Below are 22,430 nucleotides of genomic sequence, written 5' to 3'. Positions count from 1 at the left end.
CCCTTAAATGTGGGTGATGCCGGCGCGAATACTCTGCCAAGGCAACCTGCCTCACAAGGGAGCAAATTGCATGCCAGTGCCCCAGCATGGGTTTTTTGCCCCAAATTCACGCTTATTAAGGTGCAAAGCGTCTTAATGCTGCAAATATCGCCCCCTAATGTAGCGTCTTCGATCGAAAATGACCCGTTTTGGTGCATGCAAAACCTTCTGCACATTAACTGGTTAAACCTTGAGCAATTTCCGCTATAATCCGCGCCCCCCTTTTTCGGCTGGCCGTTCGCGCGCTGTTTTCATGAAACTAATCGTAAAAGTCTTCCCCGAGATCACCATCAAAAGCCGACCTGTCCGGACGAAATTCATCCGCCAGTTGGCCAAGAACATCCGCACCGTGCTCCGCGACCTGGACCCGGCCGTGGTGGTGAACGGTGTGTGGGACAATCTCGAGCTGGAAACCCGCATTACCGACGCCAAAGCCTTGAAAGAGATGGGTGAGCGCCTGACCTGCATGCCGGGCATCGCGCACTTTCTGCAGATCGACGAGTACCCGCTGGGCGACTTCGACGACATCACCGAGAAGTGCAAAGAGCACTACGGCGATGCGCTGGCCGGGAAGATCTTTTCGGTGCGTTGCAAGCGTGCCGGCAAGCACGCCTTCAGCTCGATGGACGTGGAAAAATACGTCGGCAGCAAGCTGCGTCGTGAGTGCGGTGCTGCCGGTATCGACCTGAAATCGCCGGAAATCGAAGTCCGTATCGAAGTTCGCGACAAACGGTTGTTTGTGATTCACAGCCAGCACAACGGCATCGGCGGTTACCCGCTCGGCGCCTTGGAGCAGACGCTGGTATTGATGTCCGGCGGCTTTGACTCGACCGTTGCGGCCTACCAGATCATTCGTCGCGGCCTGATGACCCACTTCTGTTTCTTCAATCTGGGCGGTCGCGCCCATGAATTGGGCGTTATGGAAGTCGCGCATTTCATCTGGAAGAAGTACGGCAGCTCGCAACGCGTGCTATTTGTCAGTGTTCCGTTCGAAGAAGTTCTCGGCGAAATTCTCGGCAAAGTCGATAACAGTCATATGGGCGTCGTATTGAAGCGTATGATGTTGCGCGCGGCATCCAACATCGCCGACCGCCTGCAGATCGAAGCGCTGGTCACCGGCGAAGCGATCTCCCAGGTGTCGAGCCAGACGTTGCCGAACCTGTCGGTGATCGACTGCGTGACCGACAAGCTTGTCCTGCGCCCGCTGATCGTGGCGCACAAGCAGGACATCATCGACACGGCCAATGAAATCGGCACCGCCGATTTCGCCCGGCACATGCCGGAATACTGCGGGGTCATTTCGGTCAACCCGAAGACCGCCGCCAAACGCGGTCGCGTTGAGCACGAAGAGAAAGAATTCGACATGGCGGTGCTCGAGCGTGCGCTCGAAAACGCCAAACTGGTGCCGATCGATCGCGTGATCGACGAATTGGGCCAGGACGTACAGATTGAAGAAGTCAGCGAAGCACTGGCCGGCCAGATCGTGATCGACATCCGTCACCCGGATGCCGCCGAGGATGAGCCGCTGGAACTCGCTGGCGTAGAAGTACAGACGATGCCGTTCTACGCAGTGAACGCTCGTTTCAAGGAGCTGGATCCGACTCGCCAGTACCTGCTGTATTGCGACAAAGGCGTGATGAGTCGCCTGCATGCTCACCATTTGCTCAGTGAGGGGCATGCCAATGTGCGCGTTTATCGACCGAGCTAAGTGCCCGGGGCTGTTTGCCTGTGGCCTGCGTCACCGGCCCCCCGACACCGCCGTCAAGCTGTAACGGCCATGCCGGACACTACTGCTAATCGCTGCCAAGACTTGTCAGCAAACCGAATCCTCTGATCGAGATACACAAGTGATCGAAAATCTACGTAACATCGCCATCATTGCCCACGTTGACCATGGTAAAACCACCCTGGTAGACAAACTCCTGCGTCAATCCGGCACTCTGGAGCGCAACGAGCTCAACGACGAGCGCGTGATGGACTCCAACGACCAGGAAAAAGAGCGCGGTATTACCATTCTGGCGAAAAACACCGCCATCAACTGGAACGGCTACCACATCAACATCGTGGACACCCCGGGCCACGCCGACTTCGGCGGCGAAGTTGAACGCGTAATGTCGATGGTTGACTCCGTTCTGCTGCTGGTTGACGCTCAAGACGGCCCTATGCCGCAAACCCGTTTCGTGACCAAGAAGGCTTTCGAAGCCGGCCTGCGTCCAATCGTGGTCATCAACAAGGTTGACCGTCCAGGCGCGCGTCCGGACTGGGTTCTGGATCAGATCTTCGACCTGTTCGACAACCTCGGTGCTTCCGAAGAACAACTGGACTTCCAGGTTGTTTACGCCTCGGCCCTGAACGGCATTGCCGGTCTGGATCACACCGACATGGCTGAAGACATGACCCCGCTGTACCAAGCGGTTGTCGATCACGTTCCGGCCCCTAAAGTCGACCGTGAAGGCGCGTTCCAGATGCAGATCTCCGCACTGGACTACAACAGCTTCCTGGGTGTTATCGGCGTTGGCCGTATCGCTCGTGGTCGCGTCAAGCCGAACACCCCGGTTGTGGCTATCGGTGCCGACGGCAAGCGTCGCAACGGTCGTATCCTGAAGCTGATGGGTCACCACGGTCTGCACCGTATTGACGTTGAAGAAGCTGCAGCAGGTGACATCGTTTGCATCAGCGGTATGGAATCGCTGTTCATCTCCGACACCCTGTGCGACCCGCTGACCGTTGAGGCGATGAAGCCTCTGACCGTTGACGAGCCAACCGTTTCGATGACCTTCCAGGTAAACGACTCGCCATTCTGCGGTAAAGAAGGCAAGTTCGTGACCTCCCGTAACATCAAGGATCGTCTGGACAAAGAGCTGCTGTACAACGTTGCACTGCGCGTTGAAGAAGGCGACTCGGCTGACAAGTTCAAGGTTTCCGGCCGTGGTGAGCTGCACCTCTCGGTACTGATCGAAACCATGCGTCGCGAAGGCTTCGAGCTGGCCCTGGGCCGTCCGGAAGTAATCATTCGTGAAGTGAACGGCGTTAAACAAGAACCGTTCGAAAACGTAACCATCGACATCCCTGAAGATTCGCAGGGCAAGGTCATGGAAGAGATGGGTCTGCGTAAAGGCGACCTGACCAACATGGTTCCGGATGGTAAGGGCCGTGTTCGTCTGGAATACAACATCCCTGCTCGCGGTCTGATCGGTTTCCGTAACCAGTTCCTGACCCTGACCAACGGTGCTGGCATCCTGACCTCGATCTTCGATCGTTACGACACCGTCAAGTCGGGCCACATGTCCGGCCGTCAGAACGGCGTTCTGGTTTCGGTTGAAACCGGTAAGGCACTGACCTACTCGCTGGAAACCCTGCAGGCTCGTGGCAAGCTGTTCGTAGAACACGGTCAAGAGATCTACAACGGTCAAATCGTTGGTCAGAACAGCCGTGACAACGACCTGGGCGTTAACCCTACCAAGGGTAAGAAGCTCGACAACATGCGTGCTTCGGGTAAAGACGAAACCATCGCTCTGGTTCCACCAGTGAAGTTCACTCTGGAACAGGCTCTGGAATACATCCAGGAAGACGAGCTGTGCGAAGTTACTCCTAAGTCCATCCGTCTTCGCAAGAAGATCCTGGACGAAAGCGAGCGTACCCGCGCTGCCAAGAAAGCCAAGAACTGAGTCATTAGTTCAGGCTGAATGAAAACGCCCCCGGTCGCGAGACCGGGGGCGTTTTTGTTTGTCCGGGGTTTGTGTGGTGTTTTTGCTGGCCTCTTCGCGAGCAAGCCCGCTCCCACAGTGGATCTCTGGTGTACACAAAATCTGTGTTCACTGAAGATTCACTGTGGGAGCGGGCTTGCTCGCGAAGGCGGCCGATCAGCCGCCGAAAATCTCAGGTCAGATCAAAACTTCTCGATCGCGCGGAAATTCTGCTCGCGCACCACTTCCTTCGGCTTGTACGCGCAATACCCCGGCCGTGGCCCGATCTTCGGGTGATTGCGGCAGGTATCCGGGCGCTTGTCATAAATGGTGCACAGGCGGCTCTTACGATCCAGGTAGTAGCAATCGTTGTTGCTCATGCGCTGCAGGGTGAAGATGCCGGACTTCTGATTGAAGCGTTCAACCAGGCCTTCCTTCTGCAAACGCTTGGCGATGTTCTTCGGCGGGTCACCGAGTTCGAACTCGTCGACCACACCGATGCGCACCAGATCCTTGATTTTCACCTCAACCGGCAGCGTGCAGCAGCTGGATATGCAAGAACCGCACATCGGGGCTGAATATTTTGCCCACGTATCGAGACGATCGATCTCGGCGGCGGCAATCAGGTTGGGCTTCATCATCGGGAGTTACCAGGCGTGTGTGCATCAGGGCGCGCGATCATACCGGGACTGGTGGATTTTTGAACAACCTTTCGCCAGATTTTTTCTCGATGCAGGCACATTGCCGGACAATTCGGCACGGCCCCTGCATTCATTAGCCCAGCCGCCAGGGTTATGCCGGGCCATCTCACCGTCTCAGGAAATACTGCCGAACCAGAGCCCTCACCGTCGGTCAGACCGTCTAGGCTCAGACAATTCCCGCTCGCTCGAGGGTCCCATTGATGACTCAAGAACCACTAGTTCGCGAAGCAGAGGTGGCCGCATTCCGCGATGCCGTCCTGACCAAACTCACCTACGCGGTGGGCAAAGACCCTGATCACGCCTTCGACCATGACTGGTTCGAAGCCATCGCTTTGGCTGCGCGCGATCACATGGTCGAGCACTGGATGGATCACACCCGGCAGATCTACCGCAAAGGCCAGAAGCGGGTGTATTACCTCTCGCTGGAGTTCCTCATCGGCCGTTTGCTCTACGACAGCCTGAGCAACCTTGGCCTGCTCGACGTCGCCCGTGAAGCGTTGACCGAACTCGGTGTCGATCTCGAACGCATCCGCTTGCTGGAGCCCGACGCCGCGCTCGGTAACGGTGGCCTCGGTCGTCTGGCGGCGTGCTTTATGGAAAGCATGTCGACCCTCGGCATCGCCGGCCACGGTTACGGCATTCGTTATGAACACGGTTTGTTCCGCCAGGCTATCGTCGATGGCTGGCAACAAGAGCAGACCGAGCACTGGCTGGATTTCGGTAACCCGTGGGAGTTTGAGCGGCCAGAGGTCGTCTACTCCATCGGCTTTGGTGGCAGCGTTGAAACCGTCACCGACGTCAGCGGCAAATCTAAACAAGTCTGGTCGCCGGCAGAAACCGTCCGCGCGATTGCCTACGACACGCCGGTGGTGGGCTGGCGCGGGGCAAGCGTCAATACGCTGCGTCTGTGGCGTGCCCGCGCCATGGAGGATTTGCACCTTGAGCGCTTCAACGCCGGTGACCACTTGGGCGCCGTCGCCGAGGTTGCTCGCGCCGAAAGTATCTCGCGCGTGCTCTACCCGGCAGACAGCACCGAAGCAGGGCAAGAGCTGCGCCTGCGTCAGGAATACTTCTTCGTCGCCGCCTCGTTGCAGGATCTGCTGCGTCGCCATCGCAACATGCACACCTCGGTGCTGACGCTGGGCGATCACGCGGCGATTCAGCTCAACGACACCCACCCTTCGATTGCCGTCGCCGAACTCATGCGACAACTGGTCGACGTCTACGACGTGGCATGGGACGCGGCGTGGCAAGTGACGGTCGATACGCTGTCGTACACCAACCACACGCTGCTGCCGGAAGCGCTGGAAACTTGGCCGGTGGGCCTGATGGAACGCATGCTGCCCCGGCACATGCAGATCATTTACCTGATCAACGCCCAGCACATCGATTCGCTGCGCGCCAAAGGCATTCACGATTTCGACGTGCTCCGCGCCGTGTCGCTGATCGAAGAAGACAACGGTCGCCGCGTGCGCATGGGCAACCTCGCGTTCCTCGGTTCGCACAGCGTCAACGGTGTATCCGGATTGCACACGCAGCTGATGCGTAAAACCGTGTTCGCCGAACTGCACAAGCTCTACCCGGAGCGGATCAACAACAAAACCAACGGCATTACTTTCCGCCGCTGGCTGTATCAGGCCAACTCGGAACTGACCTCGATGCTGGTCGACGCATTGGGCCCGGATCTGCTGGATAACGCGGAAGAGCGCTTGCTCGATCTTGAACCGTTCGCCGAGAAGCCCGCGTTCCGCAAAGCTTTCGCCGAACAACGCCTGCACAGCAAAAAAGCGCTGGCTTATCTGATTCATGAACGCTTGGGCATTGCCGTCAATCCGGCGGCGATGTTCGACGTGCAGGTCAAACGGATCCACGAATACAAACGCCAGCTGCTCAACCTGCTGCACACCGTGGCGCTGTATCAGGCGATTCGCGCCGAGCCGGAAGTCGACTGGGTACCACGGGTGAAAATCTTCGCCGGTAAAGCGGCGGCGAGTTATCACCAGGCCAAACTGATCATCAAACTGACCAACGACATCGCCCGGGTGGTGAATAACGATCCGACGGTGCGTGGCCTGCTGAAAGTGGTGTTCCTGCCCAACTACAACGTCAGTCTGGCGGAGAGCATTATTCCGGCGGCGGACTTGTCCGAGCAGATTTCCACTGCCGGTTTCGAGGCGTCGGGCACCAGCAACATGAAGTTCGGCCTCAACGGCGCGCTGACCATCGGTACGCTGGACGGCGCCAACGTGGAAATGTGCGAGCGCATCGGCGCCGAGCACATGTTTATCTTTGGTCTCAGCGCGCAGCAGGTTGAGGCGCGTAAACAGAATCATGAGTTCAGCGCCTTGCCGGACATCGCCGCGTCGCATCGTTTGAACGATGTGTTGCAAGCGATCCGCAGTGGGGTGTTCTCGCCAGACGATACTTCGCGCTACACCGGGTTGATCGACTCGCTGGTGGATTACGACCGCTTTCTGGTCTGCGCTGATTTCGACTCGTACTGGGAAGCGCAGAAACGCGTTGAAGCGCATTGGCATGATTCGAATAACTGGTGGCGCTCAGCGGTGCTCAACACGGCGCGGATGGGCTGGTTCTCGTCAGACCGGACGATTCGTGAGTACGCCACGGAGATCTGGAAAGCACTGGAGTAACTTTCCGCTCGGCTCGATATAATCGCGCGCCGGAAAAGATCGCAGCCTTCGGCAGCTCCTGCACAGGTGTTCGCATAACCCTGTAGGAGCTGCCGCAGGCTGCGATCTTTTTGGGTCAGGCTGCGCTAATCTTCCCGGATTGGCCTTCGCGCTTAGGGATATCGACCATGCAATGGATGTTCATGTTGATCGGGCTGATGCTCGGCTGGCTGCTCGACGAGTCGTTCAGTGATGCGCTGTTGGGCGCGTTGCTGGGGCTGGTGATCGGGCAGACGCTGCGCATTGCTCGGCTTGGCTCGCAAGCGGCTGAGCAACAGCAGCAACTTGAACAGGCGAAGGTCGCGCTGCAGGGCGTGGAGCAGCGGCTGTTTTTGCTAGAAGGTGCGCCGGTTCGTGCCGCCCCGCCACCGAGTGCAGCACCGGTAACCGAGACCGTCGCAGAACCCGCCAAAACCGTCGAAGAAGCCCCCGCACCGGAACTGGTCTGGGAGCTGCCACCCGAACTCGAACCGATTTCCGCCGTCGCCAGCGAAACCAGCCAACCGCTGCCCGCCGATGTCTGGAACCTCGACGCCGTTACTCCGGAACCACAAAAAACCGCCGAACCCCGTGGCCCGAATCTCATCGAGCGCGGCATCAGTGCCGCGCGCAATTGGCTGTTCGGCGGCAACACCGTGCTGCGCGTCGGCGTGGTGTTGTTGTTTTTCGGTCTGGCGTTCCTGCTGCGTTACGCCACCGAAGGCATGGTCGTGCCGATCGAGTTGCGTTACGCCGGTGTCGCAGCCGCCGCGCTGGGCTTGCTCGCGCTGGGCTGGTGGCTACGCAATCGCAACAGTAATTACGCATTGATGCTGCAAGGCACCGGGATCGCGGTGTTGTACCTGACGGTATTTGCGGCGATGCGTCTGCATCCGCTGCTCGATCCTTCTGCCGCGCTTGGATTGCTGGTCGCGGTCACGGTGTTCTCGGCGATTCTGGCGATCACCCAGGATGCGCTGGGCCTGGCTGCCGCAGCCGCATTGGGCGGTTTCGCCGCGCCGATCCTGACCTCGACCGGGGCCGGCAACCACGTCGCGCTGTTCAGTTATTTCGCGTTGCTCAACGCCGGCATTCTCGCCATCGCCTGGTTCAAGGCCTGGCGCCTGCTCAACTTGATCGGCTTCGTCGGCACCTTCGGCATCGGCTTCGCCTGGGGCCTGCGTTCGTATGCGCCGGAGCTGTTGTGGAGCACCGAGCCGTTTCTGATTCTGTTCTTCCTGATGTACCTCGGCATCGGCCTGTTGTTTGCTCGACGCAAATTGCTCGATATGCCCGATGCCCCGGCGGACGGCGACCGTGATGCCTTGCTGCACTGGTCGGCGCGCAAGGGCGATTACGTCGATGGGACGATGCTGTTCGGCCCGCCGATCATTGGTTTCGGATTGCAGTTTGCGTTGGTGCAGCATCTGGAGTTCGCCGCCGCGTTCAGCGCGCTGGCGCTCGGCATGATTTACATGGCGCTGGCCAAGGTGTTAATGGGTGGCCGCGCGGCGTTGCTGGGCGAAACCTGTCTGGCGCTCGGGGTGATTTTCGCCAGTCTGGCGATTCCGCTGGGGCTCGATGCGCGCTGGACGTCGGCGGCGTGGGCCGTGGAGGGGGCGGGGATTTTCTGGCTCGGTCTGCGTCAACATCGACCGTTTGCGCGGGCGTTCGCGTTGCTGCTGCAACTGGGCTCGGCGTTGGCGTTTCTCAGTCAGTTGCGGGTTGGCGAAAGCAGCCTGCTCGACGGTGCTCCGCTCGGCGCGTTGATGCTCGGCAGCGCTTTGCTGTTCAGCTTTTATCAACTGCGCAAGGCCTCGGCGGAGCAGGCTTCGCCATGGGAGCGTCAAGGCCTGCCAATGTTGGCCTGTCTGGGCCTGACCTTCCTCTACCTGCTGGCGCCGCTGTTTTTCTTCACGCAGGGCACGGCGATCAGTTGGGCGCTGGCCGGGTTGGTGACGTTGTTCGTCGGCCTGCGGATTCAGTCGCGCACGTTCCTGTTCACCGCGTTTGCTGTGCAATTGCTCGGCGGCGCTTTGTTCCTGTTGCGTCTGCAAGGCGCGGGCGCGGATTCAGCGGCGGTGTTCAGCGCCGGTTGGAGCGGTTTGCTCAGTGCTTCGCTGATTGGTCTGGCGTTGATCGCCGGCATGCTGTTGGCGGCTCGCGATGAAATGGTGCGCAGCGATGTACGCCTGCTGCGCGGTTTGTCGGTGGTGTTGCTGGCCGGTCTGGTGCTGATCAATCTGGCGGTGCTGTTCGTGCTGCCGTGGCAAACCGCGAGCGCGGTGTGGGCCGCGAGTGGTTTGTTGATTATCTGGCTGAGCCTGTACCTCAAGCAGCGCGTGAGTTTTGTCTTCGGTCTTTTATTGCAGTTGATTGGTGGCGCGGCGTTTCTGTTCGCAGGCCCGGAGCTGCTCGGGCCGCTGTCCAGCGAAGGACTGAAACCGTTGGCCCACGGCGGATTCTGGACGCCGCTGGTGCTGGGGCTGGCCGCGATGATCGGTGCGTGGCGCCTGCAACTGGGCAATCACGCTTCGGCGTTCGATGCGTTGAGTTTGCAGCGTTTGTCCGAAGTTTTGCTGGTGTGGGGCGCGGGTTGGTGGGCGCTGGCGTGGGTCAGTGAAGTGCTGCGTTTTGCTACGCCGAATCTGCAAGGCACGTTGCTGCTGTTGGTTGCAGCGGTGAGCGTGGCGTTGTGGACGGTGTTGTCGCTGCGCCTGAAATGGCCGGCGCTGGGTTTGCTTTGCACCTTGCTGATTCCGGCGGCGGGGCTGGTGTTGCTCGCTGTCTGGCATTCGCGTTATCACCCGGCGGCCGATTTCGGTTGGCTGGCGTGGGCAGCGGTGTTCGCCGTGCATTTCTTCAGTCTGCGCCGCTTGGCGCCGATGTTGCCGGCGCGCGCTTTGAGCACCGCGCATGTGCTGGGCTGCTGGCTATTGATCGGCGTGCTGGCGCTGGAATTGCGCTACGGCCTGCTGTTGTTGTCCGAGCAATACAACGCCTGGCGCTGGTTGGGCTGGGCGATTCTGCCGAGCCTGTATCTGCTGATGGCGGCGGCACCGCGCGCCTGGCCGTGGCCGGTGGCGTCGTTTGCCCGCGAGTACCGCTTGTACGCCGCTGCGCCGTTGGCGGTGCTGATGCTCGCGTGGTTCTGGCTGGCGAATGGCGTCAGCGATGGCAATGCCGAACCGTTGCCGTACGTGCCGCTGCTCAACCCGTTGGAGTTGGGTTTGCTGTTCGCGCTGTTCGGCGTTTATGTGTGGTCGCGCAGTGCGGTTTCGCAGCTGTCGATTCGTCAGGACTACGCCGAATACGCGACGCAATTGATCGCCGGGGTTTCGCTGTTCGCCTTCTGCACGGCGTTGGTCACCCGCGCCGCGCACCATTGGGCGGGGATTCCGTTTGAGCTGGATACGCTGCTCGCTTCGATGCTGGTGCAGGCGGGCTTGTCCATCGTCTGGACGCTGATGGCGCTGGGGCTGATGATCGGCGGGCATCTGCGTCATCGTCGCGAAGTGTGGCTGATCGGCGCGGCGCTGATTGCGCTGGTCGTGGCCAAACTGATTTTTGTCGAATTGAGCAACCGTGGCGGCCTCGCCCGGATCGTCTCGTTTATCGGCGTGGGCGTGTTGCTGCTGGTGGTCGGCTATTTCGCGCCGCTGCCGCCCAAACGCGTCGACGCTGACCCGGCGGCGGACAAACCGGCCCCGGACACCGAAGGAGTTTCATCTTGAGTCGCATGCTGAATCTGGGTTGGTTGGCGTTGGGTGTGGTGATGGCTGCCGGCGCCCAGGAAAAACCGGCGGACTTCGCCACGCAAGTGCCGCTGTCGGTCAGCGGCGACGGGCCGTGGTATCGCCTCGAACTGCCGCTGAATGTGCAATTGCAGGCGCGCCAGACCGATCTCAGTGACCTGCGCGTGTTCAACGCCGCCGGCGAAGCGCAGGCGTACGCCTTGGCGCGCGAATCGGCGCAGACCCGCGATGACGGTCAGTTGCACGAGGTGAAGTGGTTCCCGCTGTACAACGCCGCCGATTCGAATGAACACGTGCCGAACGTGCGCGTGCAGTCGACCACCAACGGCACGCTGGTCGAAGTGCAGCCGTCGAGTCAGCTGGAGGCGGGCGAGGAAGTGCTGCGCGGTTGGCTGCTCGATGCCAGCGCGATCAAGGCGCCGTTGCAGCAGTTGATCCTCGACTGGACCAGCGAGCGCGATGGCTTTCAGCGTTTCAGCATCGAAGCCAGTGATGACTTGCAGCACTGGCAGCCGTGGGGCGAGGGCCAGGTCGCGCGCCTGACGTTTTCCGATGAGCGCATCGAGCAGCATGAAGTGACGTTGCCGGGGCAATCCGCGCGCTATTTGCGCCTGTTGTGGGATTCGCCGAGTTCGGCGCCGACCATCACCTCGGCACAGTTGAAAAGCAGCGATCCGCGCAACGTTCCGCTGCCGTTGGTCTGGTCGCAAGCGTTGGCTGGCAGCAGCACCAAGGCTGGCGAGTACAGCTGGCAGTTGCCGATGGGGCTGAACGTCGAGCGCGTGCAGGTCGAGCTGAAACAACCGAACAGTCTGGCGCCGGTGACATTGGCCGGGCGCCGCGAAAGCAGCTTGCCGTGGCAGGAACTGAGCAACGGTTTGCTGTATCGCCTGACGCAGAATGGCCAGGATGTGGTGCAGAACGAATTGCAGCTCTACGGGCAAACCGTGCAGCAGTTGAAGTTGACGGTGGATGAGCGCGGCGGTGGTCTGGGTGAGCAGGCGCCGAGCCTGAAATATGCAGTGCGCGCGACCCAGGTGATTTTCCTTGCGCGCGGCGAGGGGCCGTACAGTCTGGCGGTGGGCAATGCGACGGTGAAAACGGCGAATCTGCCGTTGGCGACGCTGATTCCGGATTTCAAACCGGAGAAGTTGGTAGGGCTGGGTAAGGCTGTGGTTGGGGGGGAGTGGTGGCGACGCAGACTTCGACGGCCACGACGGCCACGACGGCGGCGGTGGCGGAGACCAATTGGAAGAAGATCGGGTTGTGGGCGGTGTTGTTGCTGAGTGTGGTGTTCCTTGGGGCGATGGCGTTTAGCTTGTTGCGCAAGCCTCCCGCTAAATCCTGAAAAAGCGGGTGCTGTGCACCCGATCGCGAGCAGGCTCACTCCTACAGGGGAACGCATTTCTTCAGTTGGAATACCATCAACTGTAGGAGTGAGCCTGCTCGCGATAGCGTTTTCCCAAACAACAAAAATCCACAAACTGTCGCGCCCACCCTGCACCATCCGTCCCGAACCGGACTACGCTAAATCCGCTACCTGAACTCTCCACCGACAATCACGTCTCATGCAGGCAATTACACCCCAACGCACGTTACCGGGCGTCTTCGCTCGCTACGGTTTCAGACTCCCTGTAAACTGCGCGGGTTTTTAGCCCCCCATTCCACCGGAGCCGTCCATGTCCCGCGTTACCCTGAGTCGCTATTTGATTGAGCAGACCCGCAGCAATAACACTCCTGCCGATCTGCGTTTCCTGATCGAAGTGGTCGCGCGTGCTTGCAAAGAAATCAGCCACGCCGTGTCCAAAGGCGCCCTGGGTGGTGTTCTGGGCAGCATGGGCACTGAAAACGTCCAAGGCGAAGTGCAGAAGAAACTCGACGTGATCTCCAACGAGATCCTGCTCGAAGCCAACGAATGGGGCGGTCACCTGGCCGGCATGGCGTCCGAAGAAATGGACAATGCCTATCAGATCCCGGGTAAATACCCGAAAGGCGCGTACCTGCTGGTATTTGACCCACTGGACGGCTCGTCGAACATCGACATCAACGCCCCGGTCGGCACCATCTTCTCGGTACTGCGTTGCCCGAACGAATACCTGAGCCAGAACGAGCCGCTGAACGAGAAAGCGTTCCTGCAGCCAGGCACTCAGCAAGTTGCCGCCGGTTACGCAATCTACGGCCCGCAAACCATGCTGGTGCTGACCCTGGGCGACGGCGTCAAAGGCTTCACCCTGGACCGCGAAATGGGCAGCTTCGTGCTGACTCACGAAGACATCACCATTCCTGAATCGACCCAGGAATTCGCCATCAACATGTCCAACCAGCGTCACTGGGAAGCCCCGGTACAACGTTACGTTGGCGAGTTGCTGGCCGGTGAAGAAGGTCCGCTGAAAAAGAACTACAACATGCGTTGGGTCGCGGCGATGGTTGCCGACGTACACCGCATCCTGACCCGTGGCGGTCTGTTCATGTACCCGCGCGACAGCCGTGAGCCATCCAAACCAGGCAAACTGCGTCTGATGTACGAAGCCAACCCGATGTCGTTCCTTGTGGAACAAGCGGGCGGCGCGTCCACCGACGGTCACCAGCGCATCCTCGACATCCAGCCTGAAGGCCTGCACCAGCGCGTAGCGGTGTTCCTCGGCTCGAAAGAAGAAGTCGCACGCGCGACGGCTTACCACAAGGAATAAACCATGACCGCGCCCTGGCAGCCGTTGCTCGATTGGTGGTTCGGACATGCCGAATCACCGGACGACATTTCGGCTGACAAGGGCAAGTTATGGTTCGGTAAGCGAGACAGCCAAGACCTCGAAGCGCAGACGCGTTTCGGGGTCTTTGTCGATCAGGCCCTGGCTGGCGAATTGACCGAGTGGACGCAACGTCCCGAAGGTTGGCTGGCGCTGGTGTTACTGCTCGATCAACTGCCGCGAATGATCTTTCGCGACACCCCCAAAGCGTTTTCCGGTGATCTGCGCGCGCAGAAACTCGTCGCCCAAGGCATTGCGGCGGATTTTGATCGGCAGTTGAAACCGATCCAGCGTGTGTTTATTTATCTGGTGTTCGAACACTGCGAAAACCTCGCGGTGCAGAACGAGGCCGTTTCCAGGTTTATCGAACTGGTGGCTGAACAGCCGGAAGGTGAACGGGCGGTGTTTGCCGATAACCTGGATTATGCCGAACGGCATCAGAAAGTGATCGCGCGGTTTGGCCGGTTTCCGCATCGCAATGCGGTGTTGGGGCGGGAGTCTACGGTGGAGGAGTTGGTGTTTCTTTCCGAACCTGGGTCAAGGTTCTAAGGGCTTACCCTCACCCTAGCCCTCTCCCGGAGGGAGAGGGGACTGACCGAGGTGTCTGGGCTTGATACATCGACCTGAGATATCGAGTCGAACTCAGGTTTGAACAGCGCGAAGATCTGCTCCCTTTCCCCCTCGCCCCCCTGGGGGAGAGGGCTGGGGTGAGGGGGTAAAGCCCTTGATCTTAAATGCGGAAACTACCCACCAACTGCTTCAACCGCGCCGCCTGCTGCTCCAGATCCGAGCAAGCCCGCAACGTCGCCTGCAAGTTCTCCACACCTTCCTGATTCAGCGTGTTGATCTCGTTGATATCGACATTGATCGACTCGACCACCGCCGTCTGCTCTTCAGTCGCCGTGGCCACCGACTGGTTCATCCCGTCGATTTCACCAATACGCTGAGTCACGCTGCCCAGACGCTCACCAGCCTGATTGGCAATGCCGACGCTGCTTTCGCTCTCGCGCTGGCTCTCGGTCATGATGCTGACCGCCTGACGTGCGCCGACCTGCAGTTCTTCGATCATCTTCTGCACTTGCTGCGCCGAGTCCTGAGTGCGGTGCGCCAGATTGCGCACTTCATCGGCTACCACGGCGAAACCACGCCCGGCTTCACCGGCACGCGCCGCTTCGATCGCGGCGTTGAGCGCGAGCAAATTGGTCTGCTGGGAAATGCTGGTGATCACTTCGAGAATCTGGCCGATGTTCACCGTGTTGGCGTTCAGCGTTTCGATGTTGCCGCAGGAGTCGCTGATCTTCGCCGACAGCTGTTGCATGGCCGAAATGGTTTTATCCACCACCTGCTGACCGTCCACCGCGAGGCTGCGCGCATGGCTCGAATGCTGCGAGGCGAGCGCGGCGTTCTGGGCGATTTCCTGCGCGGCGGCGCCGAGCTGATTGATCGCGGCGGCGACGCTGTTGGTGCGGGTGGCTTGCTGATCCGAGTTGTACATCGACGAGTTCGACGCCGCGACTACGCGCAGGGCGACTTCGTTGACCTGGCCGGTGGCCGAGGACACTTCGCGGATCGAGGTGTGGATGCGCTCAACAAAACGGTTGAACGAAGTGCCCAGCGCGCCGAATTCATCGTTGCCGTGGATCACCAGACGTTTGGTCAGATCGCCTTCACCTTCGGCGATGTCATGCATGGCGCGACCCATGGTCAGCAGCGGCTGCATCAACACGCGGATGAGCATGCCGAGCAGGGCGATGATGATCACTACGGCGATGACCATGGCGATCAGTGCCGAGGTGCGGAATTCGCTGAGCATGGCGAACGCGGTGTCTTTATCGAGCACCAGCGCCACGTACCAGTCGGCAGATGGCACACCGTTGACGTGGGTGAAAGAGATCAACTGCGTCTTGCCGTCGAACTCGACTTCCTTCAGGCCCGGAGTGACTTTCGGCGCACCGTTCGGGTAGGCCTCGGCGAGGGTCTTGAGCACCAGTTTGCTGTCCGGGTGAATCAGGATCTTGCCGTCGGCGCTGACGATGAACGCGTGACCGTGACCGCCGAAGTTCAGCGAGTTGATGATCGCGCTGACGCTGGTCAGATCGATGTCGGCACCGGCGACGCCGAGCATCTGCCCTTGGCGCTGCACCGGGGTGGCGACGGTGATCACCAGTTTGCCCGAGGAGGCGGCGATGTACGGTTCGGTGACGATGGTCTGCTGCGCGCTGTTCGCCGCTTTATACCAGCCGCGTGCGCGCGGGTCGTAATCCGGCGCGCGGTTGCCGGCCGGCACGGAGAACATCACGCCGTCGGCACCACCGAAGTAGCTGAGCTGGAAATTGCCGGTGTAGGCGGGCAGGTCGATGATGCGTTTGAGGCTGGCCGGGGCGTTGCCGTCGACTACCACTTGCTGGGACATCGATTGCAGCAATTGAATGCGGCTCTCCAGCCAGGTCTGGATGTTGCTGGTGGTCAGGCTGCCCAGTTCCTGCATCGACGCTTCGGTGCTGCTGCTCAGAGCTTCGCGCTGTCGATAGTCGTTGAAGAAAATGAAACAGGCGAACGCAACGGCCACCACGAGGGCGGCAGCCAACAAAATCTTGTGGCTGAATTTCATGTTTTTGGTCATCGAATGAGCTACCGCGAAGGGGCTGATCAAGAAAGGCCGGCAACTTGCCACACAGGGAGGCTTTGCGCTGCTCTTGTTTCGACCGGGGCGCGCCAAAGATTAGGCCTTTTTTGCGAATTGCGACGAAATGCTCAAAAGCGCGACAAAGTGTCTGATTTATCGGCAAAAGCCAGACGAGCGGAGCAATAAATAGGCGTCCCGGGAGGGAACCAGACACCACTTTTCTCTTCTAAGCTTCTGGTTGGCCCCATGCCATCCCCCTTCCGTTCCAGGAGTTACACCATGTCGCTGCGATCTATCGCCCTTTTGTCGTTCTGCGTGCTGTTGGCCGCCTGCGGCAAGATCAATCAGGAAAACTACTCGAAGCTCTCGGCCGGCATGGCCAAGACCGAAGTGGAGACCTTGTTGGGCAAACCGACTGATTGCTCGGGCGCGCTCGGCATGTCCAGTTGCACCTGGGGCGACAAAAACAGCTTTATCAGCGTGCAGTACGCCGGTGACAAAGTGCTGATGTTTTCCGGCCAAGGCCTGAAGTAAACCGGGGCCTCGCGCCCACGGAGAAGAAAAATGAAGCGGTTATTGCTTGTCCTTTTTGCCGGCCTGGTACTGGCCGGCTGCGCCACTTCCGGCGTAGATCCGTTGGCGCCGAAGACCGTCAACAGCGTCAATCTCAAGCGTTACCAAGGGACCTGGTATGAGCTGGCGCGTTTGCCGATGTACTTCCAGCGCGACTGCGCGCAATCCGAAGCGCATTACACCCTCAAGCCTGACGGCAACGTCGCGGTGCTCAATCGCTGCCTGACCCCGCAATGGCAGTGGGAAGAAGTGAAGGGCACGGCTTATCCACAAGTGCCGGGCAAGACCGACAAATTGTGGGTCGAGTTCGATACCTGGTTCTCGCGTCTGATTCCGGGTGTGGCGAAAGGCGAATACTGGGTGCTGTACGTCAGCGATGACTACAAGACCGCCATCGTCGGCGACCCGAGTCGCAAGTACATGTGGCTGCTGTCGCGCACGCCGACCGTTAACGGTGTGGTGCGTGAAGAGTTGCTGAGCAAGGCGCGTCAGCAGGGCTATGACACCACGCGATTGATCTGGCGAGCGTCGGAACGGCAGATGGCCAAGACCTCGAATTAAGCATCGCCACAGATCAAATGTGGGAGCGGGCTTGCTCGCGAAAGCGGTGTATCAGTCAACATTTCAGTCGACTGATACGACCTCTTCGCGAGCAAGCCCGCTCCCACATTTTTTGTTTTGTGTCAGCCCAAAAGGTCGCGCAGGACTTGGGTGAACGCGCGGGCGCTGTCCTCTTCCCCGGCATGCCGGCCATCACGCACAACCCACTGGCCATTGACCAACACATCACGCACCTGACGATCTCCTCCGGCAAACAACCAGCGATTCAAAATCCCGTCGCCACTGGCCGTCGCCAGATACGGATCATTGCCATCGAGCACAATCCAGTCCGCCCGTTTGCCAACCACCAGCGCACCAATCGGCTGCCCCAGCGCTTGCGCGCCGCCATCCAGCGCCGCGTCATACAGGGTGCGCCCGACCATCGGCTGATCCGCGCCGTACAAGCGGTTACGCCGCTGATCACGCAGACGCTGGCCGTATTCCAGCCAACGCAATTCTTCCACCACACTCAGCGAGACATGGCTGTCGGAACCGATGCCCATGCGCCCGCCCTGCGCGAGAAAATCCACCGCCGGGAAAATCCCGTCGCCCAGGTTGGCTTCAGTGGTCAGGCACAGCCCCGCGATGGCGCGACTCTTGGCCATCAGCGTGACCTCTTCCGGATTGGCGTGGGTGGCATGCACCAGACACCAGCGCTGATCGACTTCGGCATTTTCGTTCAGCCATTGCAGCGGACGCCGACCGCTCCAGCTCAGGCAGTCGTCGACTTCTTTCTGCTGTTCGGCGATGTGAATGTGAATCGGGCATTGCTTGTCGCTGGCCGCCAACACTTCGCTGATCTGCTGCGGCGTCACCGCGCGCAACGAGTGGAAGCACAGCCCCAGCGATTGCGCTTTTTGCTGCGCCAGTAACGGCTGCAAACGCGACTGCAGATTCAGGTAATTTTCGGTGCTGTTGATAAAACGGCGCTGGCCATCGTTAGGCGTTTGCCCGCCGAAACCGGAGTGGCTGTAGAGCACCGGCAGCAAGGTCAGACCGATGCCGCTTTCACTCGCCGCCTGACTGATACGCAACGCCAGTTCAGCCGGATCGGCGTACGGCTGACCATTGCTGTCGTGGTGCACATAGTGGAATTCGGCCACCGAGGTGTAACCGGCCTTGAGCATTTCGATGTACAGCTGACGGGCGATCACACCGAGCTGATCCGGGCTGATTTTTCCGACGAGGCGATACATCAAATCGCGCCACGTCCAGAAACTGTCGTTCGGGTTGCCGGCCACTTCGGCCAGTCCGGCCATCGCACGCTGGAAGGCGTGGGAGTGCAGATTGGGCATCCCCGGCAGCAACGGCCCGCTCAGTCGTTCGGCGCCATCTGCGGTGGAATCGGCCTGGATTTGGGTCAGCAGGCCCTCGGCGCTGACCTCAAGACGTACATTGTTGGCCCATCCGTTAGGCAGCAGCGCGCGTTCGGCAAAGAAGGCGGACATGGTTCAGCACCCCATCGTGTGTTATTTGTATATACATATACAGACGTTTGCCTGCCCGGTAAACTCCGGCAAGCTAGCCACTCTCATCCAATGAACAGGGATCAACCGTGCCGACTCCGCCTCCAGTCTCCCCGTTGGCCGCGAACATGGGCGACAGTCCGGCGCCCTTGTACGCCCGCGTCAAACAGATGATCACCCAGCAGATCGACAGCGGAAACTGGCCGCCGCACTACCGCGTGCCGTCCGAAAGCGAGCTGGTCAATCAACTCGGTTTCAGCCGCATGACCATCAACCGCGCGTTGCGCGAGATGACTGCCGATGGTCTGTTGGTGCGCATGCAAGGCGTCGGCACGTTTGTCGCCGAACCGAAGAGCCAGTCCGCGCTGTTCGAAGTGCACAATATTGCCGACGAAATCGCTTCCCGTGGCCATCGCCACACCTGCCAGGTGATCACCCTCGAAGAAGAGGCCGCCGGTTCCGAACGCGCGCTGGCGCTGGATATGCGTGAAGGGCAGAAGGTCTTTCACTCGCTGATCGTGCATTACGAAAACGACATTCCGGTGCAAATCGAAGACCGTTTCGTCAACGCGCTGGTCGCGCCGGAATACCTCAAGCAGGACTTCACCCTGCAAACGCCTTACGCCTACCTGAACCAAGTGGCTCCGCTGACCGAGGGCGAGCATGTGGTTGAAGCGATTCTGGCCGAGCCGTCCGAGTGCAAGTTGCTGCAGATTGAGAAGGGTGAGCCTTGCTTGCTGATCCGTCGCCGCACGTGGTCGGGGCGTCAGCCGGTGACGGCGGCGCGATTGATTCACCCGGGTTCTCGTCATCGTCTGGAAGGACGGTTTCATAAATAGAGGGCATAAATGAGTGAAGTGAAGGTTCTACGCGTCGAAGGCTACCCGCGCATGCCGTGGAAAAACGGCGGCGGCAGCACTGAGGAAATAACCCGTGATGCCGGTGCCGGGCTGGACGGTTTCGGCTGGCGCCTGTCGATTGCCGACATCGCCGAGTCCGGTGGTTTTTCGACGTTCGCTGGCTATCAGCGGGTGATCACCGTGTTGCAAGGTGACGGCATGACCCTGTGCGTCGACGGCGACGATACGCGGCCGCTGTTACCGCTCGACCCGTTTGCCTTCAGCGGTGAAAGCCAGGTTTCCTGCACGCTGCTCGGCGGTGCGATTCGCGACTTCAACCTGATCTACGCGCCGCAGCGGTACAGCGCGCGGTTGCAGTGGCTGGACGGTGAACAGCGGTTGTTCAGTTCGGCGGGGACGGTGCTGGTGTTCAGTGTCAGTGAGTTGCTGGAAGTGCAGGTTGGTGATGCTGTTTCGCAACTCGGTCGCCATGATTGCCTGCAACTGGACGGTAACGCCGGACTGGTTGAAGTCACCACCAATGCCGCTTGCTGTGTCATTGAGCTGACGGCGCGCTGATTCAAAAATCTTAAAAGATCGCAGCCTTCGGCAGCTCCTACAGGGTGTACATCAATCCCACTGTAGGAGCTGCCGAAGGCTGCGATCTTTTGCTTTTGGGATGTTCCCAACCCACGCACCAACTTGTTACCGAACGCCCCAGCGTGGCGCAAAACCACGCTTTCGTAACAATCTCCAACCCCCTCCATCCATACCCTCGAAATATTTCATCCACGCCAGAACCCTTGATTCAGGCGCTTTCCAGCCGTGTCCGCGTTTTTTCTTGAACAGCCCTCCAACAAGTTGGCCGCTTGATTGCATATGCTTGTATGTACAAGTAAAGACGTATGCGTATGAGTCGTTCGAGACTCTCCGCAGCGTCCACTGATTCGCTTGTCGCGCAGCGAAGCGCACAGGCTGCTTGCCCACTGCCAGGGTTGGTTTGAATTGATCGCTGAGGAGTCTCTTTCGTGACTGATAACAAAATGACTAAGTTTCGCGACGTCGAAATCCGTGCCGCCCGCGGCAACAAGCTGACCGCCAAGAGCTGGCTGACCGAAGCGCCGCTGCGCATGCTGATGAACAACCTCGACCCGGAAGTCGCCGAGAACCCGAAAGAGCTGGTGGTTTACGGTGGTATCGGTCGCGCCGCGCGTAACTGGGAGTGCTATGACAAAATCGTCGAAAGCCTGACCAACCTGAATGACGACGAGACCCTGCTGGTGCAATCCGGCAAGCCGGTCGGCGTGTTCAAGACGCACAGCAACGCCCCGCGCGTACTGATCGCCAACTCCAACCTCGTCCCGCACTGGGCGAGCTGGGAGCACTTCAACGAACTCGACGCCAAAGGCTTGGCCATGTATGGCCAGATGACCGCCGGCAGCTGGATCTACATCGGCAGCCAGGGCATCGTTCAAGGCACCTACGAAACCTTCGTTGAAGCCGGTCGCCAGCACTACAACGACAACCTCACCGGCAAGTGGGTGTTGACCGCCGGTTTGGGTGGCATGGGCGGCGCACAACCGCTGGCGGCAACCCTGGCCGGCGCTTGCTCGCTGAACATCGAGTGCCAACAAGTGAGCATCGATTTCCGCCTGAAAAGCCGCTACGTCGACGAGCAAGCCAAAGACCTCGACGACGCGCTGGCACGCATCGACAAATACACCAAAGAAGGCAAAGCGATCTCCATCGCGCTGCTGGGTAACGCCGCAGAAATTCTGCCGGAACTGGTCAAGCGCGGCGTGCGCCCGGACATGGTCACCGACCAGACCAGCGCCCACGACCCGCTCAACGGTTACCTGCCTGCCGGCTGGACCTGGGACGAATACCGCGCCCGCGCCAAGACCGAGCCGGCCGCTGTGATCAAAGCCGCCAAGCAGTCGATGGCCGTGCACGTTAAAGCGATGCTGGAATTCCAGAAGCAAGGCATTCCGACCTTCGACTACGGCAACAACATCCGTCAGATGGCGCAGGAAGAAGGCGTCGAAAACGCGTTCGACTTCCCGGGTTTCGTACCGGCTTACATCCGTCCGCTGTTCTGCCGTGGCATCGGCCCGTTCCGTTGGGCGGCGCTGTCCGGCGATCCGCAAGACATCTACAAAACCGACGCCAAGGTCAAAGAGCTGATCCCCGACGACGCGCACCTGCACAACTGGCTGGACATGGCCCGCGAGCGCATCAGCTTCCAGGGTCTGCCGGCACGTATCTGTTGGGTCGGCCTGGGCCTGCGCGCCAAGCTCGGTCTGGCCTTCAACGAAATGGTGCGCAGCGGTGAGCTGTCGGCGCCGATCGTCATCGGTCGCGACCACCTCGACTCTGGCTCGGTGGCTAGCCCTAACCGTGAAACCGAATCGATGCAGGACGGTTCCGACGCTGTGTCCGACTGGCCACTGCTCAACGCTCTGCTGAATACCGCGAGCGGCGCGACCTGGGTTTCCCTGCACCACGGCGGCGGCGTTGGTATGGGCTTCTCGCAGCACTCGGGCATGGTGATTGTCTGCGACGGTACGGACGAAGCGGCCGAGCGCATTGCGCGCGTGCTGCACAACGACCCGGCCACTGGCGTTATGCGCCACGCCGATGCCGGTTACCAGATCGCCATCGACTGCGCCAAGGAACAGGGCCTGAACTTGCCGATGATTACCGGCAAATAAATGCAAAACCCCTGTAGG

14 protein-coding genes and 2 pseudogenes are annotated in these 22,430 nt (G+C 59.9%); 12 read left to right on the top strand and 4 right to left on the bottom strand.

Going from position 1 to position 22,430, the window contains the following annotated elements:
• Positions 1 to 292: 292 nt before the first annotated feature.
• Both thiI and typA read left to right on the top strand, forming a co-directional pair.
• A complete protein-coding gene (thiI, locus tag ACZZ0D_RS22435) occupies positions 293 to 1,747 on the top strand; it encodes a tRNA uracil 4-sulfurtransferase ThiI (RefSeq protein WP_159815527.1) in 1,455 nt (484 codons plus the stop codon).
• 139 nt (positions 1,748 to 1,886) lie between these two features.
• Entirely contained in the window at positions 1,887 to 3,707 is a 1,821-nt protein-coding gene (gene typA / locus ACZZ0D_RS22430; protein WP_053116604.1) for a translational GTPase TypA, read from the top strand.
• A 221-nt stretch (positions 3,708 to 3,928) separates the two neighbouring features.
• Here the strand turns inward: typA and ACZZ0D_RS22425 are convergent, their stop codons facing one another.
• Positions 3,929 to 4,366 (bottom strand): YkgJ family cysteine cluster protein, encoded by a 438-nt coding sequence (locus tag ACZZ0D_RS22425; protein WP_008080573.1) that lies wholly within the window; start codon positions 4,364 to 4,366, stop codon positions 3,929 to 3,931.
• Between the two features lie 260 nt (positions 4,367 to 4,626).
• Here ACZZ0D_RS22425 and ACZZ0D_RS22420 point away from each other — a divergent pair, with 260 nt between their 5' ends.
• From ACZZ0D_RS22420 to ACZZ0D_RS22400, 5 genes and pseudogenes are all read left to right on the top strand, one after another.
• A complete protein-coding gene (locus tag ACZZ0D_RS22420; protein WP_212549948.1) occupies positions 4,627 to 7,077 on the top strand; it encodes a glycogen/starch/alpha-glucan phosphorylase in 2,451 nt (816 codons plus the stop codon).
• A gap of 167 nt (positions 7,078 to 7,244) precedes the next feature.
• On the top strand, positions 7,245 to 10,829 hold the full coding sequence (locus ACZZ0D_RS22415; RefSeq protein ID WP_463554316.1) for a DUF2339 domain-containing protein: 3,585 nt from the start codon (positions 7,245 to 7,247) through the stop codon (positions 10,827 to 10,829).
• A pseudogene (locus ACZZ0D_RS22410) lies at positions 10,826 to 12,198 on the top strand (DUF3999 domain-containing protein). The gene ACZZ0D_RS22415 and the pseudogene ACZZ0D_RS22410 overlap by 4 nt, the downstream one beginning before the upstream one ends.
• Before the next feature lie 331 nt (positions 12,199 to 12,529).
• Positions 12,530 to 13,540, top strand: a complete 1,011-nt coding sequence (locus ACZZ0D_RS22405; RefSeq protein ID WP_007909265.1) for a class 1 fructose-bisphosphatase — start codon at positions 12,530 to 12,532, stop codon at positions 13,538 to 13,540.
• Positions 13,541 to 13,543: 3 nt separating this feature from the next.
• Entirely contained in the window at positions 13,544 to 14,146 is a 603-nt protein-coding gene (locus ACZZ0D_RS22400; protein WP_212544801.1) for a DUF924 family protein, read from the top strand.
• A gap of 181 nt (positions 14,147 to 14,327) precedes the next feature.
• Here ACZZ0D_RS22400 and ACZZ0D_RS22395 read toward each other — a convergent pair whose 3' ends face one another.
• Together ACZZ0D_RS22395 and ACZZ0D_RS22390 are read right to left on the bottom strand one after the other, a co-directional pair.
• Positions 14,328 to 15,092, bottom strand: coding sequence for a methyl-accepting chemotaxis protein (locus ACZZ0D_RS22395; protein ID WP_463554833.1), 765 nt, complete (start codon positions 15,090 to 15,092; stop codon positions 14,328 to 14,330).
• 93 nt (positions 15,093 to 15,185) lie between these two features.
• Positions 15,186 to 16,208: pseudogene (locus ACZZ0D_RS22390) on the bottom strand (HAMP domain-containing protein); the annotation flags it as partial.
• A 294-nt stretch (positions 16,209 to 16,502) separates the two neighbouring features.
• On the opposite strand from ACZZ0D_RS22390, the gene ACZZ0D_RS22385 reads away from it, so the two are divergent.
• The gene (locus ACZZ0D_RS22385) at positions 16,503 to 16,757 is read left to right on the top strand and encodes a hypothetical protein (protein WP_053116610.1); all 255 of its coding nucleotides are present in this window, start codon (positions 16,503 to 16,505) and stop codon (positions 16,755 to 16,757) included.
• A 30-nt stretch (positions 16,758 to 16,787) separates the two neighbouring features.
• Positions 16,788 to 17,357 carry a lipocalin family protein gene (locus ACZZ0D_RS22380; protein ID WP_053116611.1) on the top strand — a complete coding sequence of 190 codons (570 nt, stop codon included), beginning with the start codon at positions 16,788 to 16,790 and terminating at the stop codon, positions 17,355 to 17,357.
• 122 nt (positions 17,358 to 17,479) lie between these two features.
• Here ACZZ0D_RS22380 and ACZZ0D_RS22375 read toward each other — a convergent pair whose 3' ends face one another.
• Positions 17,480 to 18,844 carry a formimidoylglutamate deiminase gene (locus tag ACZZ0D_RS22375; protein WP_463554315.1) on the bottom strand — a complete coding sequence of 455 codons (1,365 nt, stop codon included), beginning with the start codon at positions 18,842 to 18,844 and terminating at the stop codon, positions 17,480 to 17,482.
• Positions 18,845 to 18,990: 146 nt separating this feature from the next.
• Between ACZZ0D_RS22375 and hutC the strand changes: the two genes are divergently transcribed.
• The 3 genes from hutC to hutU all read left to right on the top strand — a co-directional run bounded on the left by hutC (position 18,991) and on the right by hutU (position 22,412).
• The gene (gene hutC, locus ACZZ0D_RS22370) at positions 18,991 to 19,701 is read left to right on the top strand and encodes a histidine utilization repressor (RefSeq protein ID WP_163013658.1); all 711 of its coding nucleotides are present in this window, start codon (positions 18,991 to 18,993) and stop codon (positions 19,699 to 19,701) included.
• A 9-nt stretch (positions 19,702 to 19,710) separates the two neighbouring features.
• Positions 19,711 to 20,280 (top strand): HutD/Ves family protein, encoded by a 570-nt coding sequence (locus ACZZ0D_RS22365; protein WP_463554314.1) that lies wholly within the window; start codon positions 19,711 to 19,713, stop codon positions 20,278 to 20,280.
• Positions 20,281 to 20,744: 464 nt separating this feature from the next.
• Complete coding sequence (gene hutU, locus ACZZ0D_RS22360; RefSeq protein ID WP_162130775.1) at positions 20,745 to 22,412, top strand: urocanate hydratase; 1,668 nt, start codon at positions 20,745 to 20,747, stop codon at positions 22,410 to 22,412.
• Positions 22,413 to 22,430 lie beyond the last annotated feature (18 nt).

This window comes from Pseudomonas sp. AC193 (assembly GCF_979258075.1).
This window is presented reverse-complemented; position numbering and strand designations above follow the sequence as displayed.

Bases quoted from the DNA above. Each gene is read 5' to 3' on its own strand.
- thiI (WP_159815527.1), top strand. From the start codon at position 293: ATGAAACTAATCGTAAAAGTCTTCCCCGAGATCACCATCAAAAGCCGA.
- ACZZ0D_RS22425 (WP_008080573.1), bottom strand. From the start codon at position 4,366: ATGATGAAGCCCAACCTGATTGCCGCCGCCGAGATCGATCGTCTCGAT.
- ACZZ0D_RS22420 (WP_212549948.1), top strand. From the start codon at position 4,627: ATGACTCAAGAACCACTAGTTCGCGAAGCAGAGGTGGCCGCATTCCGC.
- ACZZ0D_RS22415 (WP_463554316.1), top strand. From the start codon at position 7,245: ATGCAATGGATGTTCATGTTGATCGGGCTGATGCTCGGCTGGCTGCTC.
- ACZZ0D_RS22405 (WP_007909265.1), top strand. From the start codon at position 12,530: ATGTCCCGCGTTACCCTGAGTCGCTATTTGATTGAGCAGACCCGCAGC.
- ACZZ0D_RS22400 (WP_212544801.1), top strand. From the start codon at position 13,544: ATGACCGCGCCCTGGCAGCCGTTGCTCGATTGGTGGTTCGGACATGCC.
- ACZZ0D_RS22395 (WP_463554833.1), bottom strand. From the start codon at position 15,092: ATGTACAACTCGGATCAGCAAGCCACCCGCACCAACAGCGTCGCCGCC.
- ACZZ0D_RS22385 (WP_053116610.1), top strand. From the start codon at position 16,503: ATGTCGCTGCGATCTATCGCCCTTTTGTCGTTCTGCGTGCTGTTGGCC.
- ACZZ0D_RS22380 (WP_053116611.1), top strand. From the start codon at position 16,788: ATGAAGCGGTTATTGCTTGTCCTTTTTGCCGGCCTGGTACTGGCCGGC.
- ACZZ0D_RS22375 (WP_463554315.1), bottom strand. From the start codon at position 18,844: ATGTCCGCCTTCTTTGCCGAACGCGCGCTGCTGCCTAACGGATGGGCC.
- hutC (WP_163013658.1), top strand. From the start codon at position 18,991: ATGGGCGACAGTCCGGCGCCCTTGTACGCCCGCGTCAAACAGATGATC.
- ACZZ0D_RS22365 (WP_463554314.1), top strand. From the start codon at position 19,711: ATGAGTGAAGTGAAGGTTCTACGCGTCGAAGGCTACCCGCGCATGCCG.
- hutU (WP_162130775.1), top strand. From the start codon at position 20,745: ATGACTAAGTTTCGCGACGTCGAAATCCGTGCCGCCCGCGGCAACAAG.